The organism is Brevibacillus sp. FSL L8-0520 (assembly GCF_037963895.1).
Lineage (GTDB): Bacteria > Bacillota > Bacilli > Brevibacillales > Brevibacillaceae > Brevibacillus > Brevibacillus borstelensis.
On record NZ_CP150171.1, the window covers coordinates 3,501,912 to 3,524,752 of the forward strand.

Sequence of the window (22,841 nt, forward strand, 5' to 3'; positions counted from 1 at the left end):
TTCCGCATAGACCTTCAAAAACGGCCGTTTTTTCGTTTTTTTGCAAATGGCTCCTCGGCAAGATCAGGATTTTGCAATGAACCGATAGGGTTTGCTCTGTTTCCCTCGCTTTTTTGCACTCATGAGCAAAAGGAGCGGCGCATCTCCTCTGCCCGCCTGTCCTGCAGCCAACAGGAAACCTGATGCTCCGGACCAAGGCTCGTCGATTGGGGCGAAAAATGATGGCACACCCGCATCACATAGGGACAGCGAGGGGCAAAAGAGCATCCACCCATCAGCCTGGTCACATCGGGCGGAGACCCCGGGATCGGCACCAGCGGCTCGGAGCGGTCCGCGTCCAGACGGGGCATCGATTGCAGCAATCCCTTCGTGTAGGGATGCAGCGGCCTCGTGAATATCTCATGGACAGGCCCGATCTCGACGATTTCTCCCGTATACATGACGGCAACTCGCTGGGCCATATTGGCCACGACTCCCAAATCATGCGTGATCAGGATGATAGACGTCCCTGTCTGCTTCTGCAGTCCGCGCATCAGGTCGAGAATTTGCGCCTGAATGGTGACATCCAGAGCCGTTGTCGGTTCATCGGCGATCAGCACCTTCGGTCGACAGGCGAGCGCGATGGCGATGACGACTCGTTGTCGCATTCCTCCGGAAAATTGATGGGGATAGGCATCGATCCGCTCGGCTGCCTGCGGAATCCCGACCATCTCCAGCATCTGAATCGCCTTTTGCTTTGCCTCCGACTTCGTCAACTTTTCATGCTTGGCCAACCCCTCCATGATTTGGCGGCCGATTTTCATCGTCGGATTGAGCGATGTCATCGGGTCCTGAAAGACCATGGAGATCTCTTTGCCCCGCAGCTTTTGCAGCTCGCGCGGCGAAAAGGACAGCACATCCTGATTGTCATAGCGGATGGCGCCCTCCGTTATTTTGGCAGTTTGGGCCGGCAGCATCCGCATCAGGCTTTTCGCTGTCACTGATTTGCCTGAACCGGATTCTCCCACGATCGCCAGCGTCTCCCCTTTTTGCAGCGCAAAGCTGACTCCCCTGACGGCTTTGACCACCCGGTTCTGGGAATGAAACGAGACGTGCAAATTGTCTACGGACAAGATCGGTTCGTACATGGTTTGTCTCCCTTCTATTCCGGCTATTTTTTCATGCGCGGGTCAAGCGCGTCCCTCAGTCCGTCAGCCAACAGGTTGAAGCTGATCATCAAGGCGCTGATCACAATGCCCGGGAAAACGAGCTTGTAGGTGAAATAACGCATGGACACGTACCCGTCCTGGATAAGGACGCCCAGCGATGCAAGCGGAGGCTGCAAGCCCAGCCCGATAAAGCTGAGAAACGCTTCGAAAAAGATGGCAGTCGGAATCGTAAACATCAGTGTGACCAGGATCGGGCCGACCGCGTTTGGCAAAAGATGCTTGACGATCAATCGGGAGTTGGAAGCGCCAAGGGCCCGGGAAGCGAGCACAAATTCCTGCGCCTTGATCTGCATCATCTGCCCGCGTACGACACGGGCCATTCCGACCCAGCCGGTCACGATCATAGCCAGAACGATGGAGAAAATCCCCGGATCAAGGATCAAGATGAACAAAATAATCACGATCAAGTTTGGTATGCCTACGAGCACTTCGATGATGCGCTGCATTACATTGTCGATCTTTCCGCCGTAAAAGGCAGAGATTCCGCCGTAGGCCACTCCGATGAACAAATCAAGCAGTGCCGCCAAAAGGGCGATTGTAAGCGATATTTGCGTCCCCTTCCAGACACGCGTCCAGAGGTCCCGCCCGAATTCATCCGTTCCGAACCAAAAGTGCTCGGTGATCCCTCTTGCCTCGTATTGATCGATTCCTTTGGCATCCTTCCCGTCAAAACCGAGCCATTCCAGGCCAGCTACCTTGGGCGGCAGGTTGGAAAACGTCAGATTTTGTTCGTCGTAGGGTCGTCCAGACAACTGCGGTCCGATCAATGCCAAGAGTGTGATCAGGACGATGATGCACATCGCAATAACGGTTCCCCTGTTTTTCAGCAGCCGTCTCCAGGCATCCTTCCAAACAGAAACGGTCTGGCCCGATACCTGCTCTTGCAACCGAGAGTCAAGCGGTTCATGGACGAACAGGTCATCCGTGACTTCGGCAGGCGGAAAGACAGACGAATGGCTATGTACTTGCGACACCAGAGTCGATTCGTTTTTTCCCAGTTCAGCACTCATTTCGCCTTCGCTCCTCTCACGCTGATTCTCGGATCAAGCAGACCATACAGGATGTCCACCACGAAAACCATCAGGATAAAGAGCAAGCTGTAAAAAAGCGTAATCCCCATAATTACGCTGTAATCATTGACGACGATGGACAGCGTAAATTGCTCGCCCAGACCCGGAACAGAGAAGATCTTCTCGATCACAAGCGTCCCTGTCATAATGTTGACGGCGAGCGGTCCGAGCATCGTCACGACGGGAATCAAGGCGTTTCGCAGGACGTGTTTTACGATTACACCCGTCTCGGACAAGCCTTTGGCCCGGGCAGTCATGACGTAATCCTGACTGATCACGTCCAGCATTTCCGTCCGAATGAACCTGGCGACGGTAGCGATTACCGTAACCGAAAGCGCAAGAGTCGGCAAAATGGTGTACTCGTACCCCTTCCACAGAGCCGGCGGCAACAAGCCCCATTTCAATCCCAGGTAATACTGCAAAAGAGCGGCAAAGACAAAGGAGGGGATCGACATCCCCAACACAGCCAGCGTAACCGAGGTGTAGTCCCAGATGCTGTTATGCCGGAGCGCTGAGACAACCCCGAGCCCAAGCCCGACAAACGTCCCCACGATCAGCGCCTGAAATCCGATCAGCGCCGATGGACCGATCCGCTCAAAGATCACCTCGTTTACACTTCTGCCCATAAATTTAAATGACATGCCCAAATCGCCTTGGACCAGATTGGCCAAATAGCGAACGTACTGAATGGCAACCGGCTGATCCAGTCCGTATTTGGCCTTCATGTTTTCCAACTGCTGCTCATTCAACCGGTCGGCATTGGTGAAAGGTGTGCCGGGGAGCGTCTTCATTAAAAAGAAAGTAGCAGTTGCAATGATAAACAGCGTCACCAGCATGTATCCAACCCGTTTCAGCAAATAAGCTCCCATTTGTTCACCCCATCTTCAGTCTGGCTGTCCGCTTCGCAAAAAATCGGAAAACGGGAGGGTTATGCTCTCCCGTGATTTACAGGTGAAAAGAGGATACGCAAATGCGATCCTCTTTTTTTGGTCATTGGATAATGATACCGTCAATTACTGCCCTGCAATATCCACCCACATGTAGTTGTACCTCGGCGCTGTTGGCAGAACGACGTAATCCTTCACCGTCGGCCGCTGCAATACTGCAAGCCCTTCCTGATAAACAGGCGCGACAGCCACGTCCTGATCAAGCAGCATCTTCTCCAGCTCCAGCATCATCTGGAAGCGCTTGGACATATCGGTCTCCATCTTGGCCTGTTTTACCATTTCGTCGTACTTTGCATTTGAGTATTTCATCCGGTTGGCTGAGCCGCCTGTCACCCACATGTCAATGTAGGTCATCGGATCGCTGTAGTCCGGTCCCCAGCTTGAAAGCGAGATGTCGTAATTGACCGCCTTTTCGAGCTCAAGCCGTTGGTTGGTCGGTACTGATTTCAGCTCAAGCGTAAAGCCGGGGAGATTTTTCTCCAGCTGGTTCTTTAAGTATTCGCCCACTTTTTTCTGCGTATCTGTATCGGCAAGGTTAAGCGCTACCTTCACTTCGCTGAGCCCTGTTTCCTGCAATCCTTTTTTCCAGAATTCCTGTGCCTGCTCTACCGTCCCTTTGTTGATATCGCCATTGAGCTGTCGGAAATCCTTTCCTTCGGGCGAGAAGAAGAATCCACCGGGAACCATGCCATATAGCGGGGTAGCACCGTCGTTTAAAATGACATCCGTGAGTCCCTGTTTATCCCAGGCCAGGTTGATTGCCCGGCGAATGTTCACATTGCCCAGTGCAGGATGCGTATGATTGAAGCGCAAGAAACGGATAGACGGGTCCTTGATCGTCAGGAAGCCCTCTTTGTCCCTGTACTGATCCACGAAGGAAGAAGTCAGCTCCACCCGGTCGATTTGACCCGATTCATACAGAGTCAATGCCGTAGAGACATCCTTTACGACATAGGCGTCGATTTGATCCAGCTTGACCTTGTCTTTATCCCAATAGTTCGGGTTTTTCTCGTACTTCCAGCCCTGATCGTGCTTCCATTCCGTCAGCATGAAGGGGCCGTTGTACAGCACCGTGTCGAATTCCAGGCCGTATTTCTCCTTTTTGCTCTCGACGAACTCCTTCTTCTGCGGGAAGAATGTCGGGAAGGAAAGAAGCTGATTCAACAGCGGGTTGGGGTACTCCAGCTTGACTTCCAGCGTGCGGTCATCCAATGCCTTTACACCGAGATCCTCCGGCTTCTTTTCTCCTTTGAGAATCGCAGTAGAATTGAGGACCGCTGCTGTCTCGAACATAAAGCTGTAGTGGCCGGCCGCCTGAAATACCTTTTTCCAGGCGAACTCAAAGTCATGTGCGGTTACCGGCTCGCCATTGTTCCATTTGGCATTTTCGCGAATCTTGAAGGTATGTACCAGACCGTCCGGGGACATATCGTGCTTCTCCGCCATCGCCAAATACGGCTGGCTGTTCGCGTCTCTGCGATACAAGCCCTCCATCGTGTTGTTCACGACCGCGAACGAGACATCTTCGTGTACTTGAGCGGTATCCAGCGTCGGGATCTCGTCCGAGTCATAAATCCGCAGTACCTTTTTCCCCGCGGTTGGCTCAGCGGTTTGATTGCCGTTATTTGGCGCCGGTGTCTGCGTATTTGTCTGTTCGGAGTTGAAATTGCATCCGGCCACAGTAAACGCCATCAACAACGCGATGACTAAGGATAAGCCTTTCTTTTTTCGTCTCATAGTGCCCCCCATTGTTCGATTTGATGGACGTTCCATCTTTTGGTAGGATATACTAGAGATAAAATACAACTTTTTAGAATTGTCAGTCAAGTTATTTTCAGAAAATACAGTAATATTTTACATGCGCTGAATCTATTCAGCTTGCCTACATCTTTTTTTATAAGGAGAGATCGCATGTCGACTGCAAATTGGTCTTCCGGATGGCAAATGGCGTCGCTGATTGCAGGTCCTCCCCTCTTTGCTCTGGCATTTGGCTTTTTCTCTCCCTCCCCGCTGTCGCTTGGCGGATTCGCAGACGGCCTCTGCTACGCTTCTCTTCTGCTGCTGATGGCATGGGGCGTGCTTTTCGTCATCCAGGGGCAATTTTTTACCGCCTTCTGGATCAGTTGCAAGCGTTTTTTTGCTTCTTGGCGGAGGCAGGAATCATACATTCGTAAGGTCGAAGGCGGGCAGAACGAAGGGATGTATGAGCTAACCGGACAGGACGACGTGTCGTTTCAGCCGCGGCTGATCCCCCACGGTCCGTTTTTTTGGGCGGGAGCCGGCTATTTTGCGGTCAGTTTTATTTTTTCGCTTCTTTTCATAAAATAGGAGATCTATCTTGCTCATTTGGAATATTTTCAAACAGGAGATACGACGAATACAATCAGGACCAATTCCGGAAGACAGGAAAATCTGACAGCGAAGGCTGGACAGAGACGCAAGGAGGATCAATTCCTCTGCTCTCGATACATTCGAAAGATTTCCGCGGCGTACAGGAGGAAAAACAGGCCCAGACAGAGCGGCCACAAATCAGGGGCAGTGATGTACAAAAGAAACGGAAAGGCACCGTCCCCGATTAACCGGATGCTTCTGAACCTGGGATTGACACGCGAAAGAATTGCCCCTGCAAGCAGTATCAACCAACCGATCAGCAAAAAAGACTTCATTGGTAGGCTTCCCTCTCTTCAGCTAAAATCATTGATATAAGTATACGGCTTCGCTTTTGGAAAATAAAGGGATTGGGGGCATTTATGAATGGGTCTGTTTTCCAGGTTTTTTTCTCGACACAAGTGCCTGGTGCATATAGCGGTCGGCACCGAAGCGTATGCCAAAGCCGCGGCAAAATTGCAGGCTCACGGTATCAGCTACCGGACAAAATCGCCAAATGACATCAATCATTTGGGTTTGGATACTTCTAGTGTAATGTTCCCCCGTACCGACCGCACCACTACCTATGAAATTTTTGTCCGTCCGGAGGATGAGCATAAGGCGCAAAAAGCGATCCATAGCAGGCAATGATTGGAAATGCAAATGGATCACCTCTCCCGGCACAAGTTCCGGGTGCGGGTATGCTGTTGATCGGATCGCTTCTCCGCAAATAGAATCCGCTTAGATTAGCTTAGCGTACCGTAATCGTATACCCAAGCTCGGGTTGCTCGATGGTGAATGGACCTCTTTCTCCTTCACTTTCTCCGCTCCTTTGCTCCACCTCCACGATGATCGGATGAATCGCGGCCGGACGGTTGGTCGGAAACCAGGAACGTCCTTGCTTTACGAGCACCAATACCCCACGCCGATCACCGAAAAAGCGAAATGTATCGCTTTCCGCTTCAAATTCGCTGCCCAAAACGGAAAGCTTCTCGGCAAAGGCAGCTACATCCGGGACCGGCATTCCAATCTCCTGAACGCGCAGCCACCCTCCTTCGGCTCCCTCTTCCTCAAAGGAAAGCACTTCTACAATATTTCCTTCCGGGTCTTCGAAATATATCTGGCTTCCTTTCCAGATCACTGAAGTCATCCGTTCCTCTCCATCCCGGTCTCGCAGCAAGCCTTGGTGCTTTTTTATTCGTTGAAGGCACGCTTCAAAATGCGGCTTGGCAATCGCAAACGCATAATGATAGAAAGCGGGCTCCGCCGACTCGGAAAAACGCAGGAGCGAGCTGCCTGCCTTTACTGCAAACGATGCGGAGTCTTCCGACGTTAATGGAAGCCTGAGCACTTCGGTATAAAACCTCTTCATGTCTGAAAGCTTGCTGGTCACGACTGAAAGCACATGAAAATTCATAATATCCTCCTCCATGAAACTTCACTTACTGACTACGCGAGCGGACAGCTTTCGACTATTCGGGCGGACAACTCACCACCCCGAGAAAAAAAGCCCCTATCTCCAAGAAGGAATTGCAATGGATTTGAAGAATACTCTGACAACTTGTCAAACAATGGGAGGCGCACGAATGGCACGAGTCGTTTTGTTTGAATTCAACAGCCAAGACCCTGAAAAAGCAGCAGCGTTCTATTCATCCGTATTTGATTGGAAAATTGCAGAACCTCACTGGGACTATCGCGAAGTCACGACTGGCTCCGATACCAAGCCCGGAATTCATGGCGGCATTGCACTCGGTCCAAGCGATTATCCGCACGGGACACGGGTTGTCATCGAGGTGGACTCGCTGGACGATACACTGGCCAAGGCGGTAGAGAGCGGAGCCAAAATAGTCCGGGATAAAATGGAGTTCGACGAGTTTTACCTGGCTTATCTGGCAGACCCTGTTGGCTTGGGAATCGGGTTGATTCAGTATAAATAACGGCAGCAAGCAAACTATGGGCGAGGAGTCTGCCGATTTAACGCAGGCGTTCTATATACTTATTAAATCAATAAGTATGTTATTCTCCAATCATTAGCAATCCCCTTTAAAACGGCACCATTTTTTTGTCCCTGAATCTGGGAAGTCCAAAGCTTAGGAAACTTTTCTCTTGTTCATGTAAGAAAACCTGACATATAATTGACTCAAATTCGTCAGGTGGTGAACAGCATGTCTTCTATTACCGTAAGAAAAGCAACCGAACACGACTTGCCCGTCCTATTGGAAATATACAATCACGTCGTACGGACTTCTCCTGCCACGTTCGACCTGGTGGAACAGACGCTCGAGCAGCGAAAGAAATGGTTCCAAAAATACGACGAGCAGCACCCCTTGCTGGTGGCAGTAGAAAACGGATCGGTAGTAGGATATGCGTCGCTTGGCACGTTTCGGGAGAAGCCCGCGTACAACCAGACAGCGGAATCTTCTGTCTACGTTCATCATGATCATCATGGAAAGGGAATCGGAGGGCTGTTGATGACAAAGCTTATCGCGGCGGCGAAAGAACTTGGCTACCACGCGCTGGTCGCGGGAATCACCGGAGGCAATGAATCCAGCGCTCAGCTTCACGTCAAGTTTGGGTTTCAGCCAGTGGGGGTTTTTCGTCAGGTGGGGTACAAATTCGGGGAATACCACGATGTGGCGTTTTATCAATTGCTTCTCGAATAAGTGATCGGTTCATGGATGGATGGAGAGACGGGACCGACTGGGTTCTCATTGGGTTGCCTCAGCAAAATACCACCACCCTAACTTGTTCTGTTTAGATACCAAGCGAGAGCTGCCTCATCGATCTGTCGCACAAGTCCGCTTTTGCCGTCTGCGTACGCCTGGCTGTCATAGCGGAATTTTTTGGCAAGCTCTTCCTTGAGGCTTGCATAAGCAGCCATTGCATCGGGGTGGCTGCTTACGTAATCGCGGAAGGCAAGATGCCTGTGGATATCGGGATGGCCTTGCTGGTACATATGGACGTGGTGTGTTCGCTGGTCGCCTCCTTTTTGAAAGTAGCGGCGGCCAGGCAACCCGTTCTCCCCTTTGGGCTCATATCCGGCCATTCGCATGGAGTCGTTATACAGATGGATCCGCTCAATGTCTTTTACGACCGGCATGATGTCAATGATCGGCTTTGCCTTCATTCCTCTGATCGAAGTGCTGCCGATGTGATGGATCGCGACCAGTTCTTCGGAGAATATGCCCTGCAAAAGCTCCTTCTCTTTTTCAAACAATGCCGCCCACTCTTCGTCATAGGGCAGGACTTCAATCTGTCTCATAACGGTTTCCCCTTTGCCTAATGCAGAACTAGTCACGCAGCAGCTCACTCAATTTATCTAAACATTTTTCAAATACGGCAATCTCGTCAGGATCCAATTGCAGGCGAAGCTGTTGATAAAATTCATGATGCATTTCCTCATGGATGCGATATGCCACTTTCCCTTTTTCCGTCAGCGAGACCATCACCGCTCTGGAATCTGTCGGGTGTGTCGTCCTTGTAACCAGCGCCTTGGCTTCCAGGCGCGTCACGAGCTGGGTCACGGCACCTTTTGTCACACCGAGGCGGGACGCAAGCGCACTCATTAGGATGCCGCCCTCACAGCCGATGGCGTCGATTGTATGAATTTCGCTCGGCGTCAGCACGCCCGCTTCCCCAAACGTTCGAGGCTGCCGCTCGAGTCGTTGAAGCTGCAAAATGACGCGCCCCAGTTTTTGACTGCCTGTATTCATTTTTTCGGGTGGGAAAATTTGCTGTTCTCTCATACCCATACTTTAGTTTCTAAACCATTCCGTGTCAAGGCGCCCGTTTTGGGTCAAACAGAATGGTTTGTCTCTTGCTTTTGGCTTCCCTTGGTTTTCCGGTCCAAAAATAAGCCGTATCCAAATACCGCAATGCTCAAAACAAAAATAGCGACGTTGATTCCGAACACGCTTGTAAATGCACCCATCGCCTGTGCTTTTTCATCGAAGGACACTCCATTCATGAACCCGAGGCCCAGTGCCGCACCGAAAACCATCCCGACATTTCGCATCAGGGCAACCATTCCGCCAATCGTACCCACGTAGTGGGAAGCGACATTTTTCATAATGAAGCTGTTGTTCGGGGACGTTACCAGCCCCATGCCAAAGCCTGTCAACGCAAGCGTCAGGACAATCTCCAGCATGGAAAGCTGCTCCAGCCACAGCGTCAGGATCAAAGAACCTCCGCCCATGCCGCATAAGCCGAGAAACTGGAACAGCCGGGAGCCGTACCGATCCGAGAGTGCCCCCGCAAACGGCCCTGCAGCCGCAAGTATGAGCGGATAGGCGGCCATGACGTACCCCACTTCAAGAGGAACGATTCCAATCAACCCGGTCAAGTAAAACGGCAAGACGACCAAAATCGTGTTGGCGAGCAAAAAAGAGCTTCCCGTGATGAACAGGCCGGATGTCACCGCGGCGTTTTTGAATACCGGCAAGGGCAAAAACGGGTGAGCCTGCCTTTTCTCCCACCAGAGCAGAAGTACCAGCGCGGCAAGAGCTGCGACAAATAACGAAACAAGCCCCAGCGATCCCCAGCCCCACACCTGGCCCTGGGTTACGCCCAAGATGACGATGCCGATGACGGCGGTAAAGAGAACCGCCCCCATGCCGTCAAAAGTGCCCGGCTTTCTCTCCGGTTCCTGGTTCGGAATGCTGCGAAAGGCAAGCCAAGTCGCAAAGAGGATAATGGGAACGTGAATCAGGAACAACCACTGCCAGCTCAGCCATTGAGCGATCATGCCTCCCGCAATGGGACCGCTCATCCCTCCAAGCGCTACAGCCGTACTGACAATTCCGAGCGAGCGGCCTCTCCGCTCCTTTGGCATATACATAGTGATCAACGCGATATTTGTCGCCTGGAACATCGAAGCTCCGGCCGCTTGCAACACTCTCAGCAGCAGCAGGATGGCCACATTCGGCGAAAAGGCGATCAAAACCGAGCTTATCGTAAAGCAAACATAGCCGAGATTATGAATGCGGCGTTGGCCATAGCGGTCGCCAAGCTTTCCCATCACGGGCAAAAGCGAAGCGACAGCCAGCAAATACCCGGTCGTGATCCACTGAACAGTGCCAATTCCCGCATGGAAGGTTTCCGTCAAACGAGGGAGCGACACGTTGACGATGCCTGCTGTGAAATGTGACACGAATGCTCCGAGACAAATGGCCATAAGCATGTAAAAAAGGTTTCGGCTTGAGCCTTCTTTTTTCTTGATTATTTCCGTTTTCATTTCGCCGTTTCACCGACCTACCATACAGTATAGATACTAAACAAATTATGCAAAAAAATATTCCAGGACCATTCTCTCCTCATCCATATTGTTTGTTGTCGCCAGGGATATGCCAAATTTTTCTATTCATTAGTTTAGACACTATACTATCTGTTGTCAATGTGTTTTCTTTCGACCTTCCTCAATCACATAAGGAAGAAACAGTGCGAAGCTTAATTGCCTTCGCACTGTTTGCTTTTCCTAGCATATCGCTTGCCTTTCCGAGCACGTCTGTTGCTTCTTCTCCGAGCATGACGTTATGGTTCTTTCTTCTGCCATAACGCTATGTTTCTGTTTCCTCGATTCCATCACGCCTTTGGCTTGCAGCCTCGTCGCCTTTTACCGCAAAACCGAACCCTCCCGTCCATTTTCTTCCTCTCTCCGATAGCGGAGGATCGGATTGCGGGCTGCCTTCGCCTCATCCAGCCTGTTCACCACAGTTGTGTGCGGCGCTTCCTGTACAGTCTCCGGGCTGCTCTCAATCTCCTCGCATATCCGGATGAGCGTCTGGATAAACTGGTCCAGCGTCTCCTTGCTTTCGGTCTCGGTCGGCTCGATCATCATCGCTTCTTCGATGTTCAGCGGAAAGTAGATTGTCGGCGGGTGATAGCCGAAATCGAGCAGCCGCTTGGCGATGTCCAGCGTCCGCACCCCTTTTTTCCTGAGCTGCCTTGCTGACAGGACAAATTCGTGCATGCACGTCCTGTCGTAGGGCAGCTCGATGTGCGGCTGCAGTTTTCTCATCATATAGTTGGCGTTTAGTACCGCGTTTTCGGTCACCAGCTTCAGTCCATCCGGTCCCATCGTGCGCATATACGCATAAGCCCTGACCAGAATGCCGAAATTTCCGTAGAACCCCTTGACCTTTCCGATCGACTGCGGCTTGTCTGCATTCAACCGGTAGCGGTCCTGGTCCCGCTCTACGATCGGTACGGGCAGAAACGGAATCAGTTCCTTTTTGACGCCGACGGGTCCCGCCCCCGGCCCTCCGCCGCCATGGGGGGTGGTAAAGGTTTTGTGCAGGTTCAGGTGCACCACGTCGAATCCCATGTCTCCCGGACGGGCATAGCCGAGGATGGCGTTGGAATTGGCTCCGTCGTAGTAAAGCAGTCCCCCTGCCTCATGGACGATGCGGGCAATCTCCAGAATGTTTCGGTCGAACAGACCGAGTGTAGACGGATTGGTCAGCATCAGGGCGGCGGTATCCGGCCCTACCGCTTGCCGGAGCGATTCGAGATCGACCTCGCCGTACTCGTTGGAGGCAATCGTGACACTCTCAAACCCGGCGACGGCAGCCGAGGCAGGATTTGTACCGTGGGATACGTCCGGTATCAGCACCTTGGTCCGCTTTTCCCCGCGCGACTCATGATAGGCCCGGATCATCAGCAGGCCTGCCCATTCTCCCTGAGCTCCCGAAGCCGGCTGCAGCGAGACCTGGTCCATCCCCGTGATGGCCTCCAACTCCTTTTGCAAATGGTACATCAGCTCCAGCGCCCCTTGCACGGTCTCCTCCGGCTGGTACGGATGAATGGACGCAAATCCGCTCAGCTTGGACACTTTTTCATTTCGCTTCGGGTTGTACTTCATCGTGCAGGAGCCAAGCGGGATAAAACCATTGTCAACTCCGTGGTTTCGGCGGGACAGAGCCGTATAATGCCGGACGACATCCAGTTCGCTCACTTCCGGCAGCTCGGCCCGCTTCGCTCTGATGTAGGGCAAAGGCAGAATGTCCTCCACAGGCAGCTCCGGCACATCGAGCTTTGGCAAGCTATAGGCGCTCCGGCCTGGCCGGGACCATTCAAAAATAAGCGGCTGATCTTTTTCCTGTCTCATAGCACAGCCTCCAATCGCTCGGCTAATGTATCGATCTCCTGTTTCGTCCTCGCCTCCGTAAAGGCAAGCAGAACGCTGTTTTCGTATCTGGGGTAGTCTTTCGCCAGCTCGTATCCGCCGATGATTCCGTGCTCAAGAAGCTTTTTGTTCACTGCCGCAGGAGATGCCGGCAGCTTGAACGCACATTCGTGAAAAACGGCTGTCGAAAACAATCGCTCCACTCCTTTGATGGAGGTGAGACGCTCAATCGCGTACTGCGTTTTCAGCATGCACTGTCTCGCTACTTCGCAGAGCCCCTGCTTGCCCATATAGCTGAGGTAGACGGTCGCTGCCAAAGCATTGAGCGCCTGGTTGGAGCAGACGTTGGAGGTCGCCTTTTCCCGGCGGATATGCTGCTCTCTGGCCTGCAGGGTAAGGACGAAAGCGCGTCTGCCGTCGAGGTCCGTGGTCTGCCCGATGATCCGGCCCGGCATCCGCCGAACAAGCGCCCGGGTGGTCGCCAAAATGCCGAGATAAGGCCCGCCAAATGACAGCGAATTTCCAAGCGGCTGTCCCCCCGCCACGACGATGTCTGCTCCAAAGGAACCCGGCGGCTCCAAAATTCCCATCGCAATCGGATTGACGACCGCGATAAACAGCGCCCCGCAATGACGCGTGAGAGCAGCCAGCTCTTCCAGCGGTTCCACGCAGCCGAAAAAATTCGGATACTGGACGATACATCCGGCGATGTCATCACCCATCCGGTCTCCCAGCTCGTCCAAATCTGTCAGCCCATCCCCCATGCCAATTTCCACGATCTCCAGCCGTTGGCCGTAAGCGTATGTTTTCAGGACTTCCCGGTATTCCGGATGAACCGCCCTGGAGACGAGCAATTTGGTTCGCTTGGTCGCCGCACAAGCCATCATCCCCGCTTCTGCCATCGCTGTCGGACCGTCGTATAGAGAAGCATTGGATACTTCCATTCCGGTCAATTCGCAAATCATCGTCTGGTACTCAAAAATCGCCTGCAGGATGCCCTGCGAGATTTCCGGCTGGTAAGGCGTATATGCCGTGTAAAATTCCGAGCGGCCGACGATGGCTTCAACCACTGCCGGAATCGCGTGCTCATAAGCGCCGGCTCCCAAAAACGAGACATATTCTTCGGTATTTTTGTTTCTGGCGGCCATCCGTCCAAACTGTCTGGTCAGCTCCAGCTCCGACCAAGCCTGCGGGATCTGGATCGGCTCCTTCAGCCTGATCTCGGCAGGAATTTGGTCAAACAGTCCTTCTGTCTGCTGCAAACCCAAAAACGCCAGCATTTCTTTACGCTCTGTCTCTGTATGGGGCAAATACCCGAACGGCTTCAAAAAAAGACCTCCCCTACGAGAGTCCTGCAAAAGTCCACCTAATATCTGTAAACCGTAACCCTAGTGCCCTTAGGTACTGGGGTTTTAAGTATCGAGAATGTAGCTGTAGTGGGGAGAAGCATGTTTCCGATCTGCGCTCCGGTCTACGTCCTGCAAGGATGTGAAACTGTCCGCTCCACAGCGATCCCGGGGGAAGCGCAAAACGGCGCGCAGCTCCGGGGTTTACTCATAGATTGCGCTTCTGTTTCCCCGGGCTCGCTGTTCCGCTTGGCTGGACTCCGCCAGTCGCTCCGCCTGGAAACATGCTTCTCCTCCGAAACAGTAGGTTTTCAACAGGCTGAAACCCAATGCCCCTTCGACACTGGGTTTGTTGTACAATGAAAAGAAAACGAAAGAGTTGGAACCATTGCTACAGCCCTCTAAACAAATCACGGCATCCTTCCATGCCGAATTATATAAACTAATTCCCGCGGATCACCCTTTACGTAAAATCAATGAAATCGTAGATTTCACATTCATTCATGAGTTGGTTCGTTCCTCTTATTGTGAGCATTACGGAAGACCTGCTAACGAACCCGAACTCCTGTTTCGTCTATTGTTTTTACAAGTTCTCTACAATCTTTCGGATGAACGCATCATTCAGGAAACGCAGGTAAACCTCGCTTATAAGTGGTTTTTAGGTTTAAATCCAGAAGATCCCCTTCCTGACCCCTCTCAATTATCCCGCTTTCGTAATCATCGGTTAGGGGCCGGAGCCGTGGATGAGGTGCTTAAATCAGTTGTACGTCAGTGCATCGAAAAAGGACTTGTGAAGTCAAAGACGATCATCATGGATTCCACCCATACACTGGCAGCTTCACAAAAACAAAAGCCGCTTGAAGTACTGCGGGATGCGGCGAAGCGCTTATTCCGTGTTGTGGTGAAAAAGCATCCAAAACTCGAAAAGAAACTCCCACGGTTACCGGAGTTGAAGAAAGATCAAGAGGATGCTGAGAAGATCATGCTTCACTACTTGGCGGAACTTGGAGAGACTGTCGAGACTTTGTTACCCGATCATGAGGGTTCCATCTCGGAGAAGGTCAAGATCGCCAAGGCCATCGTGGAAGACGAACGTCTCCTCGCCAATAAAGGTATTATGTCGGCCATTGATCCAGATGCACGCTTTGGATGGAAGAGTAATACGAAATCCTTTTTTGGCTACAAAGAGCATATTGCCATGACCGAAGAAGAAATCATTACGGCTGTGGAGGTCACCGGAGGAAGTACGGATGACGGAAAACAATTCAAACAACTTTTGAACCAATCGCTTGACGTAGGAATAGAAGTACAAGAAGTGATTGCTGACACCGCATATTCGGGTAAAGATAACTTGGACGAGATGAAAGCCAAGAAGATTCAACCCGTCGTCCCACTAAACCCAATCGTACATAACGGAGGGCTAAGGCAAGAAGGTTTTGAGTACAACAAGGATGCAGACTTTGTTATTTGTCCGGCAGGACAACATAGTATCCGAAAGGCTGTCCAAGGAAGCAAGAGTGGCAAAAGTCGTTCTCTCGTTTTCTACTTCGATACGGAGAAATGTAAGACATGCCCACTTAGGGAAGGCTGTTTCAAACCAGGAGCGAAGAGCAAGACCTACTCCATCCGGATCGTGGCGGAAACCTACAAGGCGCAAATCGAGTTTGAAAACAGCGATACGTTCAAAGAACGTATTCGTCGCAGATCGATTATTGAGCACAAAAATGCTGAATTAAAAAGGTATCATGGGATGACCAAGGCCAAGTACCGTGGTCTCTTTCGTATGCGAATACAGGCAATACTTACGACTTTCGTCGTAAATGTAAAACGGATGATAAAATTGGCAGAAAAAATGCAGCCCGCCTCTTAAAGGAGAATGGGCTGCATTTTTCGTTAAAGTCCTTTTTTGTAAAAAATAGTGTGGGTTACCCGATCCGCAAACCTCAAAAGAGGTATTTTGCAGGCCTCTCCCTACCCGTTTCTTTTTTTTGTTTACGATTTTGCACTGGACACATGGTCACCTTCATTATAAGCTTCTATATACATTGATCAATTCAATCATTACTATTATTTCAATTGGATTTACCTATGAATAGAAAGCGGTGAGAACGATGGAATTAAAGCAATTGGAGTATTTTTTGGCCGTGGCACAGGAACTGCATTTCACCAAAGCATCAGAAAAGGTCGGGATTTCTCAGCCCTCTTTAAGCCAGCAAATCCGCGCTCTGGAAGCGGAGATCGGCGTCCCGCTGTTTGACCGGATCGGCAAGAAAACCGCCTTGACGGAAGCGGGCCGCATCCTGCGCGGACATGCTCAGCGCGTCTTCCATGAACTGTCCCAGGCGCGGGCCGCCATCTCGGAACTGCAGGGCTTGCAGCGCGGCAAGCTGACCATCGGCGCACTCCTGACGGTCGTCAATTACCTGCTGCCGCCAGCCATCCTCGCGTTTCATCGGCAGTATCCCCATATCGAGCTGTCCGTACTTGGACTGCGCACGGGAGACATCCGCTCCGCTCTGCTGGACAACCAGCTAGATATGGGCATTGTCTTTTTGCCCGTCGAGGACGAGGAGTTCGAGACGCTGCCGCTGGTGCAGGAGGAGCTGTGCCTCGTGGTTCCGTCCGGCCATGCACTGGCAGAGAAACGTTCCGCTCCGCTCGAGGTGTTAAAAGAGACGCCTTCTGTCCTTCTTCCGCAAAATTACTATCTCAGACAGCTCATTGATCAGCATTGCGAAACTGCCGGCTTTTCCGTCAAGCCTTCCTTTGAGATGACTACGATGGAATCGATCGTCAATATGGTCGCAAGCGGGATCGGCGTCACTGTCCTGCCCAAACCATACGTCGACTTTATCCAGAATGGAAAAATTGCCGCCGTCCCGTTCGCCAGTCCGATCACCCGCCAGATCGGCATCATTTACCGGGCGGACAAATATATGTGCGCCGCCACGCGGGTTTTCCTCGAAAACCTGATCGGGACTGCCAAAAGGATGGAGTAACCGCAATCGCCCCACCCTTAAACGATAGACAGGTTTGCAGCGGCTTTACACTTTCATAAAAAAAGAGGCGTAATGCGCGAGCATACGCCTCCAAGAGGTTCTATCAACGAGGTGAGTAAAGAGCCATGAACAAATGGGTGCTGCTGCCTACGATATCGCCTTCTTACTTGCCAACAGCCTTTCGGACATCCGCCATGCTCGCCCCGAAGTTGATATGGTACACCGTACCGTTCAATACGAGTGCAGGCACAGATTTCACTCCCAGTTTTTCCGCCTCGTCCAGCTTGTCCGGATGCTGGGCGAAATGAATGGTTTCCACATCGGTTTTGGTACGGTCGAGATACGGCAAAATGGCCTGTTCCGCATCGACGCATACACTGCATCCAGCATGATAAAACACAGCTTTCGCCATCCTTTTCTCTCCTCCTCTCCTGATGTAATACAAGGGCCCTTAGCTATAAGGTAGCGATTTTGGCAGGCAGCATCAATTCCAAATCCGATATGATAAGGATTGGTTTAGCGAATGAACACATGGAAAGCAGAGACGGTGCCCCGCTTGGTCAGTTGCCGCCTTTTGATTGCCGATAGGCGCTGTGATTGGTCGGTCCGACAAACGAGCGCAAGGAAAACGAGTGACGGATGCCCTCGGTAATAAACGCTTTTGCGGTCGCAACTGCCTCTGGCACTGACCTTCCCTTTGCCAATTCCGCGGTGATTGCGGCAGAGTAGGAGCAGCCCGCCCCGTGCGTATTTGTCGTGCGGATCTTTTCCACTTCGAAAATGTCAAAGCTGCTGCCGTCATACAATAGGTCAATCGCATTGTCTCCCGGCAGCCGCCCTCCCCCTTTTACCAGCACATAAGACGGACCGAGCCGGTGAATGCGTCTGGCCGCTTCCTTCATCTCTTCCACAGATTGCAGCGGTGCCATGCCGCTCAGCTTGGCCGCCTCGATCAGATTGGGCGTCACGACGGTCGCCAGCGGAACCAGCACTTCGCGGAGGCACTCATTTACTTCCGGGTGCAGTTCTTCATCGACGCCTTTGCAAATCATGACGGGATCGATAACGATCGTTTGAATGCCGCTCGCGGCGATTGCTTGGGCCACAAGCTCGATGACCCGGATAGAGCCTAGCATGCCTGTCTTGCAAGCATCCGCTCCGATCACCTCCAGTGCCGTTCGTAGCTGCGCTGCTACCGTGTCCGGTTCAACCGGAAAAACATGATGGCCCCAGCTTTCATCTTGCGCGACAATCGTCGTCAAGGCCGACATCCCGTAAACCCCCAGCTCCTGAAAGGTTTTGAGATCGGCCTGAATACCCGCTCCTCCGCTGGAATCCGATCCGGCTATGGTCACTGTTTTATACACTTGCATGTCTGCCCTTCCTCCTTCATGGTGCTTTTTTAAGCATCGTGCTTGCCTCTCCAAATCCGTGACACTGAATCTTTTTAGGCACTCCGTCTTATTTATTTCGGCGAAACAAGTCCTGCGCCTTCTTTAATCCCAGGATCAGCGCATCTACGTCTTCTTCGGTGTTGTAGAGATAGAAGCTGGCCCGTGCCGTCGCCGCTTGTCCAAACCATTTCGCCAGCGGCTGTGCGCAGTGGTAACCGGCACGGATGGCGATCCCTTCTGCATCGAGCACGGTAGCCAGATCATGGGGATGGATCTCCCCCAGTTGAAACGTCAGGATGGACGTCCGATGCCGCAGCGGCCCCAGCACTTTGCATTCTTTGAGCTCCTGCAACCGCTCCAGTGCGTAGCCAACCAGCCTGCGGTCATGCCGTTCGATCTTCTCCATGCCGATTTGAGCGAGGAAATCAATCGCAGCCCCCAGCCCAATCGCTCCCGCAATCAAAGGGGTTCCCGCTTCCAGCCGGTACGGAAGCTCTTTCCACGACGCCCATTCGGCATCGACCGACTCAACCATCTCTCCTCCATACTCAACAGGTACCAATTGCTCCAGCAATGGACGCTTCCCGTACAAAACTCCAATTCCTGTAGGACCGCACATTTTGTGACCGGAGAAAACGTAAAAGTCGCAGTCCATCTGCCCCACATCGACTGGTGAATGAGGCGCTCCCTGCGCACCGTCGACAACCAAAACTCCTCCGTGTGCATGGACGATGCCGGCGATCTCTCTGAGCGGTACTACATCTCCCAAGACGTTGGATATATGGTGGAGTGCTGCGATTTTAGTCCGTGGGGTCACCACTGAACGGACAGCTTCCGGCGTTATCGTCCCATCTTCCTGCAAGGGAATGAATTTCAGTGTTGCCCCGGCCGCTTTTGCCGCCTGCTGCCAAGGGATCAGGTTGCTGTGATGCTCGGCCAATGAAATGACGATCTCGTCGCCTTCGCAAAGGACCAAACGGCCGTATCCGCTGGCGATCAGATTCAAGGCGCTCGTCGTCCCCCGGGTAAAAACAATCTCGGCCGCTTCGCTTGCGCGGATGAAAGCACGGACCTTTTCTCTCGCCGCCTCGTACATGTCTGTCGCCTTTGCCCCCAGGTAGTGGACTCCCCTGTGAACGTTGGCGTTTGCCATCCGATAAAATGCTTCCAGCGCCTCAATCACCTGAACCGGTTTTTGGGCAGTGGCTGCGTTGTCCAAATATACAAGCCGCTTCCCGTAGATCGGGACATTCATAATCGGGAAGCATTGCTTCACTTCATGCGGATTCATATCGCTCTCAACTTCCTTTCCGGGATTTACCCGTAAGGATAGCCGCGGCAAACCAATAGTTCAATTCAATTATTTATATTAAAATCATTTGATTATCCTATAGATGGTTGGATTTGTCTTGAAACGTTTCCCTCTTCTTTTTCGTTTACTATATTGAGAGGGTTCGTACTTTGGGAAGCATGTCGCTGCGGCATCACATCAAAAACGGGGGTTAACTCCGGGGTTAGGGAGGCAGTATCATGGCAGTGAATTCCAGAACTCACGTGCTCCGTTTCGTCATCCTTTGTCTATCTGCACTCATCTGCGGGTGTTCACAGCAACAAGCGCCCCACCCGGGAGCGGCGCTGGAATCGCTTTTTCATTCAGGAAAAGGGAAAGCCATATGGGTACATCACTACCGGGAAGACTCCATCAAAGCGCAACCGGAGCTTCTCTCCCTGTACTCGGATAAAACCGAGCAGATTGCCGTCGTTGATTGGATCTCCGGCAGCGAAAAAGTGGAGCAATTAACGGGAACGGCTGATTCGCTGTTCATTTTGCAGTTTGAATATGAAACGGCCAACAAGGTTTCAGACTACGCGTATATGATGTACGTGGAAACGCGGGAAGGAGAGCATTATCTCAAGCCGTTTACGATGGGGCCGAAGTTTCATCTCGACTCTTATAAGCAAGAGGATGGAGACGCGATTCTCTCCTCGGTGGGAATGGACCAATGGTACAAGCTGGACAAAGCTTTGCACGATGTCTTTCCTCCTGCTGCGACAAAACCTCTTGAACAATTGGGAAAAAGTAGTTATGCTATGGTGGAAACAACAAACTATTTCTAAACAATGATGCACGGGAGCTTGGGGATGACCAGGCTGAGAGGACGGCTACTCTGTCGTCGACCGTTGAACCTGAACTGGGTAATGCCAGCGGAGGAATGTTTATATAGACCGGAGAGGACTGCGTATGCTTGCGTCCCTTTCCTGTCTGCTCTCGCGTCTGGCGTCGCAAGTTTTTTTGCGGCGTTTTGTTTTTGTCATGCAGACGCGTCTTCTTCCGCCTCCATCAGGGTTCATGCCGCGTGCAACCATGACAAGGAGGTTTTTTTCATGTCCATTCCACACGCATCTTCCCTCAACCTGACGGCTGTACAGCCTTTCCCTGGCAGCCGCAAAGTGTACCAGGTCGGCAGCAGGCCTGATCTTCGCGTCCCGATGCGGGAAATCCAGCTTTCGCCATCCCAGGGCATGTACGGAGAAATTCCCAACCCACCCATTCGCGTCTATGACACCAGCGGCGAGTATACGGCGACCGACTACATTGCCGACATTCAAAAAGGACTGCCTTCCCTGCGGCAGCCCTGGATTGCGGAAAGAAACGATACGGAATCCTACGCGGGACGCCCGGTGCAGCCTGTCGATAACGGCTTCAAAAGCGCCGAGCAGCTTGAAGCAGTACCTGTTTTCCCCCGAAATGACCGCAAGCCGCTTCGGGCCAAAAAAGGCAGCGTCGTCACACAGCTCCACTACGCCCGCCGCGGCATCATCACGCCGGAAATGGAATTCGTCGCCATCCGCGAAGGAGTTTCGCCGGAATTCGTCAGAGCCGAGATCGCCAGCGGCCGCGCGATCCTGCCGGCCAACATCAACCATCCGGAATTGGAGCCGATGATTATCGGTCGTCATTTTCACGTGAAGGTAAACGCAAACATCGGCACATCCGCGGTCACCTCCTCCATCGGTGAAGAAGTGGAAAAAATGATGTGGGCCACCCGCTGGGGAGCCGACACCATCATGGACCTTTCCACCGGAAAACACATTCACACGACCCGGGAGTGGATTATCCGCAACAGTCCCGTGCCGATCGGTACTGTCCCGATTTATCAGGCACTGGAAAAAGTAAATGGCAAAGCCGAGGAGCTGACTTGGGAGATCTACCGGGATACGTTGATCGAACAGGCCGAGCAGGGAGTGGATTACTTTACGATCCACGCAGGGGTGCTGCTCCGCTATATCCCGCTGACCGCCAATCGGGTGACCGGAATCGTCTCCCGCGGCGGCTCCATCATGGCGGCCTGGTGCCTGGCCCACCATCAGGAAAACTTCCTGTACACGCATTTTGAAGAGATTTGCGAAATCCTGAAGGCATACGACATTTCCGTCTCGCTCGGTGACGGACTGAGGCCGGGGTCCATCGACGATGCGAACGACGAAGCCCAGTTCGCCGAATTGGAGACGCTTGGGGAATTGACCAAGATCGCCTGGAAGCATGATGTGCAGGTGATGATCGAAGGTCCCGGACACGTGCCGATGCACCAGATCAAAGAGAATATGGATAAGCAGCTTGAGCTTTGCCACGAAGCGCCATTCTACACGCTGGGCCCGCTCACGACCGATATCGCTCCCGGCTACGATCACATCACGTCCGCTATCGGCGCCGCGATGATCGGCTGGTTTGGCACCGCGATGCTCTGCTACGTCACCCCGAAGGAACATCTCGGCCTGCCAAACAAGGAGGACGTGCGCAACGGCCTGATCGCCTACAAAATCGCCGCCCATGCCGCCGATCTGGCAAAAGGACATCCGCGAGCCAAGCTTCGCGACGACGCGCTTTCCAAGGCGCGGTTTGAATTCCGCTGGAACGATCAGTTCAACCTCTCGCTTGACCCTGAGCGGGCACGCGAGTATCACGACGAGACTCTCCCTGCCGAAGGGGCAAAATCTGCCCATTTTTGCTCAATGTGCGGCCCCAAATTTTGCAGCATGAAAATCACCCAGGATATTCGCGCCTACGCCCGAGACAACCAGCTTTCGGTCCATGCGGCTATCGACGAGGGGCTGCAGGAAAAAGCCAGGGAATTCCGCGAGCAGGGAGGACAACTGTACAAAGGGACGGACAGGAAATGAAGCGGGATGCCGATATAGGAAAACTGCGTGATCCCGGCCAGCTGCGTGCTGAAATCAAGCGGTTGGAGTCGGCTTTAGCCGCACTCCGCGCGCAGCTTGGGACTGCCCAAAAAGCATGTGATCACGATTTTCTGGAGACCCCGCTTTCCCGCATGTGCCGAAAATGCCAGTGGACGGAAAGTCTTTATTATTAAAGGAGCGACTG

The 22,841-nt window shown here is 52.5% G+C and carries 23 protein-coding genes and 1 riboswitch; of the genes, 9 read left to right on the plus strand and 14 right to left on the minus strand.

Annotation, left to right across the window (positions count from 1 at the left end; translation table 11 throughout):
• Window positions 1–119: 119 nt before the first annotated feature.
• The 4 genes from NSQ24_RS17505 to NSQ24_RS17520 form a co-directional block, all read right to left on the minus strand.
• Window positions 120–1,127, minus strand: coding sequence for an ABC transporter ATP-binding protein (locus NSQ24_RS17505; protein WP_339166299.1), 1,008 nt, complete (start codon window positions 1,125–1,127; stop codon window positions 120–122).
• 23 nt (window positions 1,128–1,150) lie between these two features.
• The gene (gene opp3C, locus NSQ24_RS17510; protein WP_243015081.1) at window positions 1,151–2,218 is read right to left on the minus strand and encodes an oligopeptide ABC transporter permease; all 1,068 of its coding nucleotides are present in this window, start codon (window positions 2,216–2,218) and stop codon (window positions 1,151–1,153) included.
• Window positions 2,215–3,147, minus strand: a complete 933-nt coding sequence (locus NSQ24_RS17515) for an ABC transporter permease (protein ID WP_003386362.1) — start codon at window positions 3,145–3,147, stop codon at window positions 2,215–2,217. Before NSQ24_RS17515 ends, opp3C begins: the two co-directional genes overlap by 4 nt.
• 144 nt (window positions 3,148–3,291) lie before the next feature.
• Window positions 3,292–4,962: a peptide ABC transporter substrate-binding protein gene (locus tag NSQ24_RS17520; RefSeq protein ID WP_003386363.1), complete on the minus strand. Its 1,671-nt coding sequence runs from the start codon at window positions 4,960–4,962 to the stop codon at window positions 3,292–3,294.
• A 174-nt stretch (window positions 4,963–5,136) separates the two neighbouring features.
• Between NSQ24_RS17520 and NSQ24_RS17525 the strand changes: the two genes are divergently transcribed.
• Entirely contained in the window at window positions 5,137–5,553 is a 417-nt protein-coding gene (locus NSQ24_RS17525) for a DUF3899 domain-containing protein (protein WP_172920152.1), read from the plus strand.
• Window positions 5,554–5,672: 119 nt separating this feature from the next.
• Here NSQ24_RS17525 and NSQ24_RS17530 read toward each other — a convergent pair whose 3' ends face one another.
• Window positions 5,673–5,891 (minus strand): hypothetical protein, encoded by a 219-nt coding sequence (locus tag NSQ24_RS17530; protein WP_035988812.1) that lies wholly within the window; start codon window positions 5,889–5,891, stop codon window positions 5,673–5,675.
• Between the two features lie 88 nt (window positions 5,892–5,979).
• Between NSQ24_RS17530 and NSQ24_RS17535 the strand changes: the two genes are divergently transcribed.
• Window positions 5,980–6,243, plus strand: a complete 264-nt coding sequence (locus tag NSQ24_RS17535; RefSeq protein ID WP_122958243.1) for a hypothetical protein — start codon at window positions 5,980–5,982, stop codon at window positions 6,241–6,243.
• Window positions 6,244–6,343: 100 nt separating this feature from the next.
• Here the strand turns inward: NSQ24_RS17535 and NSQ24_RS17540 are convergent, their stop codons facing one another.
• A complete protein-coding gene (locus NSQ24_RS17540) occupies window positions 6,344–7,009 on the minus strand; it encodes a VOC family protein (RefSeq protein WP_243015079.1) in 666 nt (221 codons plus the stop codon).
• A gap of 169 nt (window positions 7,010–7,178) precedes the next feature.
• Between NSQ24_RS17540 and NSQ24_RS17545 the strand changes: the two genes are divergently transcribed.
• The gene (locus tag NSQ24_RS17545; RefSeq protein WP_122958241.1) at window positions 7,179–7,529 is read left to right on the plus strand and encodes a VOC family protein; all 351 of its coding nucleotides are present in this window, start codon (window positions 7,179–7,181) and stop codon (window positions 7,527–7,529) included.
• A 228-nt stretch (window positions 7,530–7,757) separates the two neighbouring features.
• The gene (locus tag NSQ24_RS17550) at window positions 7,758–8,255 is read left to right on the plus strand and encodes a GNAT family N-acetyltransferase (RefSeq protein WP_003386370.1); all 498 of its coding nucleotides are present in this window, start codon (window positions 7,758–7,760) and stop codon (window positions 8,253–8,255) included.
• A 77-nt stretch (window positions 8,256–8,332) separates the two neighbouring features.
• On the opposite strand, the gene NSQ24_RS17555 is transcribed toward NSQ24_RS17550, so the two are convergent.
• The 5 genes from NSQ24_RS17555 to gcvPA all read right to left on the minus strand — a co-directional run bounded on the left by NSQ24_RS17555 (window position 8,333) and on the right by gcvPA (window position 13,995).
• Entirely contained in the window at window positions 8,333–8,854 is a 522-nt protein-coding gene (locus NSQ24_RS17555; protein ID WP_024985606.1) for a GrpB family protein, read from the minus strand.
• A gap of 28 nt (window positions 8,855–8,882) precedes the next feature.
• Entirely contained in the window at window positions 8,883–9,338 is a 456-nt protein-coding gene (locus NSQ24_RS17560) for a MarR family transcriptional regulator (RefSeq protein ID WP_003386372.1), read from the minus strand.
• Between the two features lie 50 nt (window positions 9,339–9,388).
• Entirely contained in the window at window positions 9,389–10,825 is a 1,437-nt protein-coding gene (locus tag NSQ24_RS17565; protein ID WP_081924378.1) for an MFS transporter, read from the minus strand.
• 378 nt (window positions 10,826–11,203) lie between these two features.
• A complete protein-coding gene (gcvPB, locus tag NSQ24_RS17570; protein ID WP_003386377.1) occupies window positions 11,204–12,697 on the minus strand; it encodes an aminomethyl-transferring glycine dehydrogenase subunit GcvPB in 1,494 nt (497 codons plus the stop codon).
• Complete coding sequence (gene gcvPA / locus NSQ24_RS17575) at window positions 12,694–13,995, minus strand: aminomethyl-transferring glycine dehydrogenase subunit GcvPA (RefSeq protein ID WP_339168051.1); 1,302 nt, start codon at window positions 13,993–13,995, stop codon at window positions 12,694–12,696. Before gcvPA ends, gcvPB begins: the two co-directional genes overlap by 4 nt.
• A 475-nt stretch (window positions 13,996–14,470) precedes the next feature.
• On the opposite strand from gcvPA, the gene NSQ24_RS17580 reads away from it, so the two are divergent.
• Both NSQ24_RS17580 and NSQ24_RS17585 read left to right on the plus strand, forming a co-directional pair.
• Window positions 14,471–15,931, plus strand: a complete 1,461-nt coding sequence (locus NSQ24_RS17580) for an IS1182 family transposase (RefSeq protein WP_327927883.1) — start codon at window positions 14,471–14,473, stop codon at window positions 15,929–15,931.
• A 232-nt stretch (window positions 15,932–16,163) separates the two neighbouring features.
• On the plus strand, window positions 16,164–17,060 hold the full coding sequence (locus tag NSQ24_RS17585) for a LysR substrate-binding domain-containing protein (RefSeq protein WP_243015033.1): 897 nt from the start codon (window positions 16,164–16,166) through the stop codon (window positions 17,058–17,060).
• A 163-nt stretch (window positions 17,061–17,223) separates the two neighbouring features.
• Here the strand turns inward: NSQ24_RS17585 and NSQ24_RS17590 are convergent, their stop codons facing one another.
• The 3 genes from NSQ24_RS17590 to NSQ24_RS17600 form a co-directional block, all read right to left on the minus strand.
• Window positions 17,224–17,472 (minus strand): thioredoxin family protein, encoded by a 249-nt coding sequence (locus tag NSQ24_RS17590; RefSeq protein ID WP_003386385.1) that lies wholly within the window; start codon window positions 17,470–17,472, stop codon window positions 17,224–17,226.
• A gap of 148 nt (window positions 17,473–17,620) precedes the next feature.
• The gene (pdxK, locus tag NSQ24_RS17595) at window positions 17,621–18,433 is read right to left on the minus strand and encodes a pyridoxine/pyridoxal/pyridoxamine kinase (RefSeq protein ID WP_003386387.1); all 813 of its coding nucleotides are present in this window, start codon (window positions 18,431–18,433) and stop codon (window positions 17,621–17,623) included.
• Window positions 18,434–18,521: 88 nt separating this feature from the next.
• Complete coding sequence (locus NSQ24_RS17600; RefSeq protein WP_039070692.1) at window positions 18,522–19,745, minus strand: SufS family cysteine desulfurase; 1,224 nt, start codon at window positions 19,743–19,745, stop codon at window positions 18,522–18,524.
• Between the two features lie 239 nt (window positions 19,746–19,984).
• On the opposite strand from NSQ24_RS17600, the gene NSQ24_RS17605 reads away from it, so the two are divergent.
• The 3 genes from NSQ24_RS17605 (at window position 19,985) to NSQ24_RS17615 (ending at window position 22,830) form a co-directional block, all read left to right on the plus strand.
• Window positions 19,985–20,572, plus strand: a complete 588-nt coding sequence (locus NSQ24_RS17605; RefSeq protein ID WP_327956043.1) for a hypothetical protein — start codon at window positions 19,985–19,987, stop codon at window positions 20,570–20,572.
• A gap of 1 nt (window position 20,573) precedes the next feature.
• Window positions 20,574–20,685, plus strand: a riboswitch (TPP riboswitch).
• Between the two features lie 154 nt (window positions 20,686–20,839).
• A complete protein-coding gene (thiC, locus tag NSQ24_RS17610) occupies window positions 20,840–22,636 on the plus strand; it encodes a phosphomethylpyrimidine synthase ThiC (protein ID WP_122958234.1) in 1,797 nt (598 codons plus the stop codon).
• On the plus strand, window positions 22,633–22,830 hold the full coding sequence (locus NSQ24_RS17615) for a hypothetical protein (protein ID WP_122958233.1): 198 nt from the start codon (window positions 22,633–22,635) through the stop codon (window positions 22,828–22,830). The genes thiC and NSQ24_RS17615 overlap by 4 nt, the downstream gene beginning before the upstream one ends.
• Window positions 22,831–22,841 lie beyond the last annotated feature (11 nt).

Excerpts from the sequence above, each read along its gene's own strand:
- NSQ24_RS17535 (WP_122958243.1), top strand. The coding sequence starts at position 5,980 with ATGGGTCTGTTTTCCAGGTTTTTTTCTCGACACAAGTGCCTGGTGCAT.
- NSQ24_RS17555 (WP_024985606.1), bottom strand. The coding sequence starts at position 8,854 with ATGAGACAGATTGAAGTCCTGCCCTATGACGAAGAGTGGGCGGCATTG.
- NSQ24_RS17505 (WP_339166299.1), bottom strand. The coding sequence starts at position 1,127 with ATGTACGAACCGATCTTGTCCGTAGACAATTTGCACGTCTCGTTTCAT.
- NSQ24_RS17605 (WP_327956043.1), top strand. The coding sequence starts at position 19,985 with ATGGCAGTGAATTCCAGAACTCACGTGCTCCGTTTCGTCATCCTTTGT.
- NSQ24_RS17525 (WP_172920152.1), top strand. The coding sequence starts at position 5,137 with ATGTCGACTGCAAATTGGTCTTCCGGATGGCAAATGGCGTCGCTGATT.
- NSQ24_RS17550 (WP_003386370.1), top strand. The coding sequence starts at position 7,758 with ATGTCTTCTATTACCGTAAGAAAAGCAACCGAACACGACTTGCCCGTC.
- NSQ24_RS17560 (WP_003386372.1), bottom strand. The coding sequence starts at position 9,338 with ATGAGAGAACAGCAAATTTTCCCACCCGAAAAAATGAATACAGGCAGT.
- pdxK (WP_003386387.1), bottom strand. The coding sequence starts at position 18,433 with ATGCAAGTGTATAAAACAGTGACCATAGCCGGATCGGATTCCAGCGGA.
- thiC (WP_122958234.1), top strand. The coding sequence starts at position 20,840 with ATGTCCATTCCACACGCATCTTCCCTCAACCTGACGGCTGTACAGCCT.
- NSQ24_RS17540 (WP_243015079.1), bottom strand. The coding sequence starts at position 7,009 with ATGAATTTTCATGTGCTTTCAGTCGTGACCAGCAAGCTTTCAGACATG.
- NSQ24_RS17515 (WP_003386362.1), bottom strand. The coding sequence starts at position 3,147 with ATGGGAGCTTATTTGCTGAAACGGGTTGGATACATGCTGGTGACGCTG.
- NSQ24_RS17565 (WP_081924378.1), bottom strand. The coding sequence starts at position 10,825 with ATGAAAACGGAAATAATCAAGAAAAAAGAAGGCTCAAGCCGAAACCTT.
- NSQ24_RS17590 (WP_003386385.1), bottom strand. The coding sequence starts at position 17,472 with ATGGCGAAAGCTGTGTTTTATCATGCTGGATGCAGTGTATGCGTCGAT.
- NSQ24_RS17530 (WP_035988812.1), bottom strand. The coding sequence starts at position 5,891 with ATGAAGTCTTTTTTGCTGATCGGTTGGTTGATACTGCTTGCAGGGGCA.
- NSQ24_RS17615 (WP_122958233.1), top strand. The coding sequence starts at position 22,633 with ATGAAGCGGGATGCCGATATAGGAAAACTGCGTGATCCCGGCCAGCTG.
- NSQ24_RS17600 (WP_039070692.1), bottom strand. The coding sequence starts at position 19,745 with ATGAATCCGCATGAAGTGAAGCAATGCTTCCCGATTATGAATGTCCCG.
- opp3C (WP_243015081.1), bottom strand. The coding sequence starts at position 2,218 with ATGAGTGCTGAACTGGGAAAAAACGAATCGACTCTGGTGTCGCAAGTA.
- gcvPB (WP_003386377.1), bottom strand. The coding sequence starts at position 12,697 with ATGAGACAGGAAAAAGATCAGCCGCTTATTTTTGAATGGTCCCGGCCA.
- gcvPA (WP_339168051.1), bottom strand. The coding sequence starts at position 13,995 with ATGCTGGCGTTTTTGGGTTTGCAGCAGACAGAAGGACTGTTTGACCAA.
- NSQ24_RS17545 (WP_122958241.1), top strand. The coding sequence starts at position 7,179 with ATGGCACGAGTCGTTTTGTTTGAATTCAACAGCCAAGACCCTGAAAAA.
- NSQ24_RS17520 (WP_003386363.1), bottom strand. The coding sequence starts at position 4,962 with ATGAGACGAAAAAAGAAAGGCTTATCCTTAGTCATCGCGTTGTTGATG.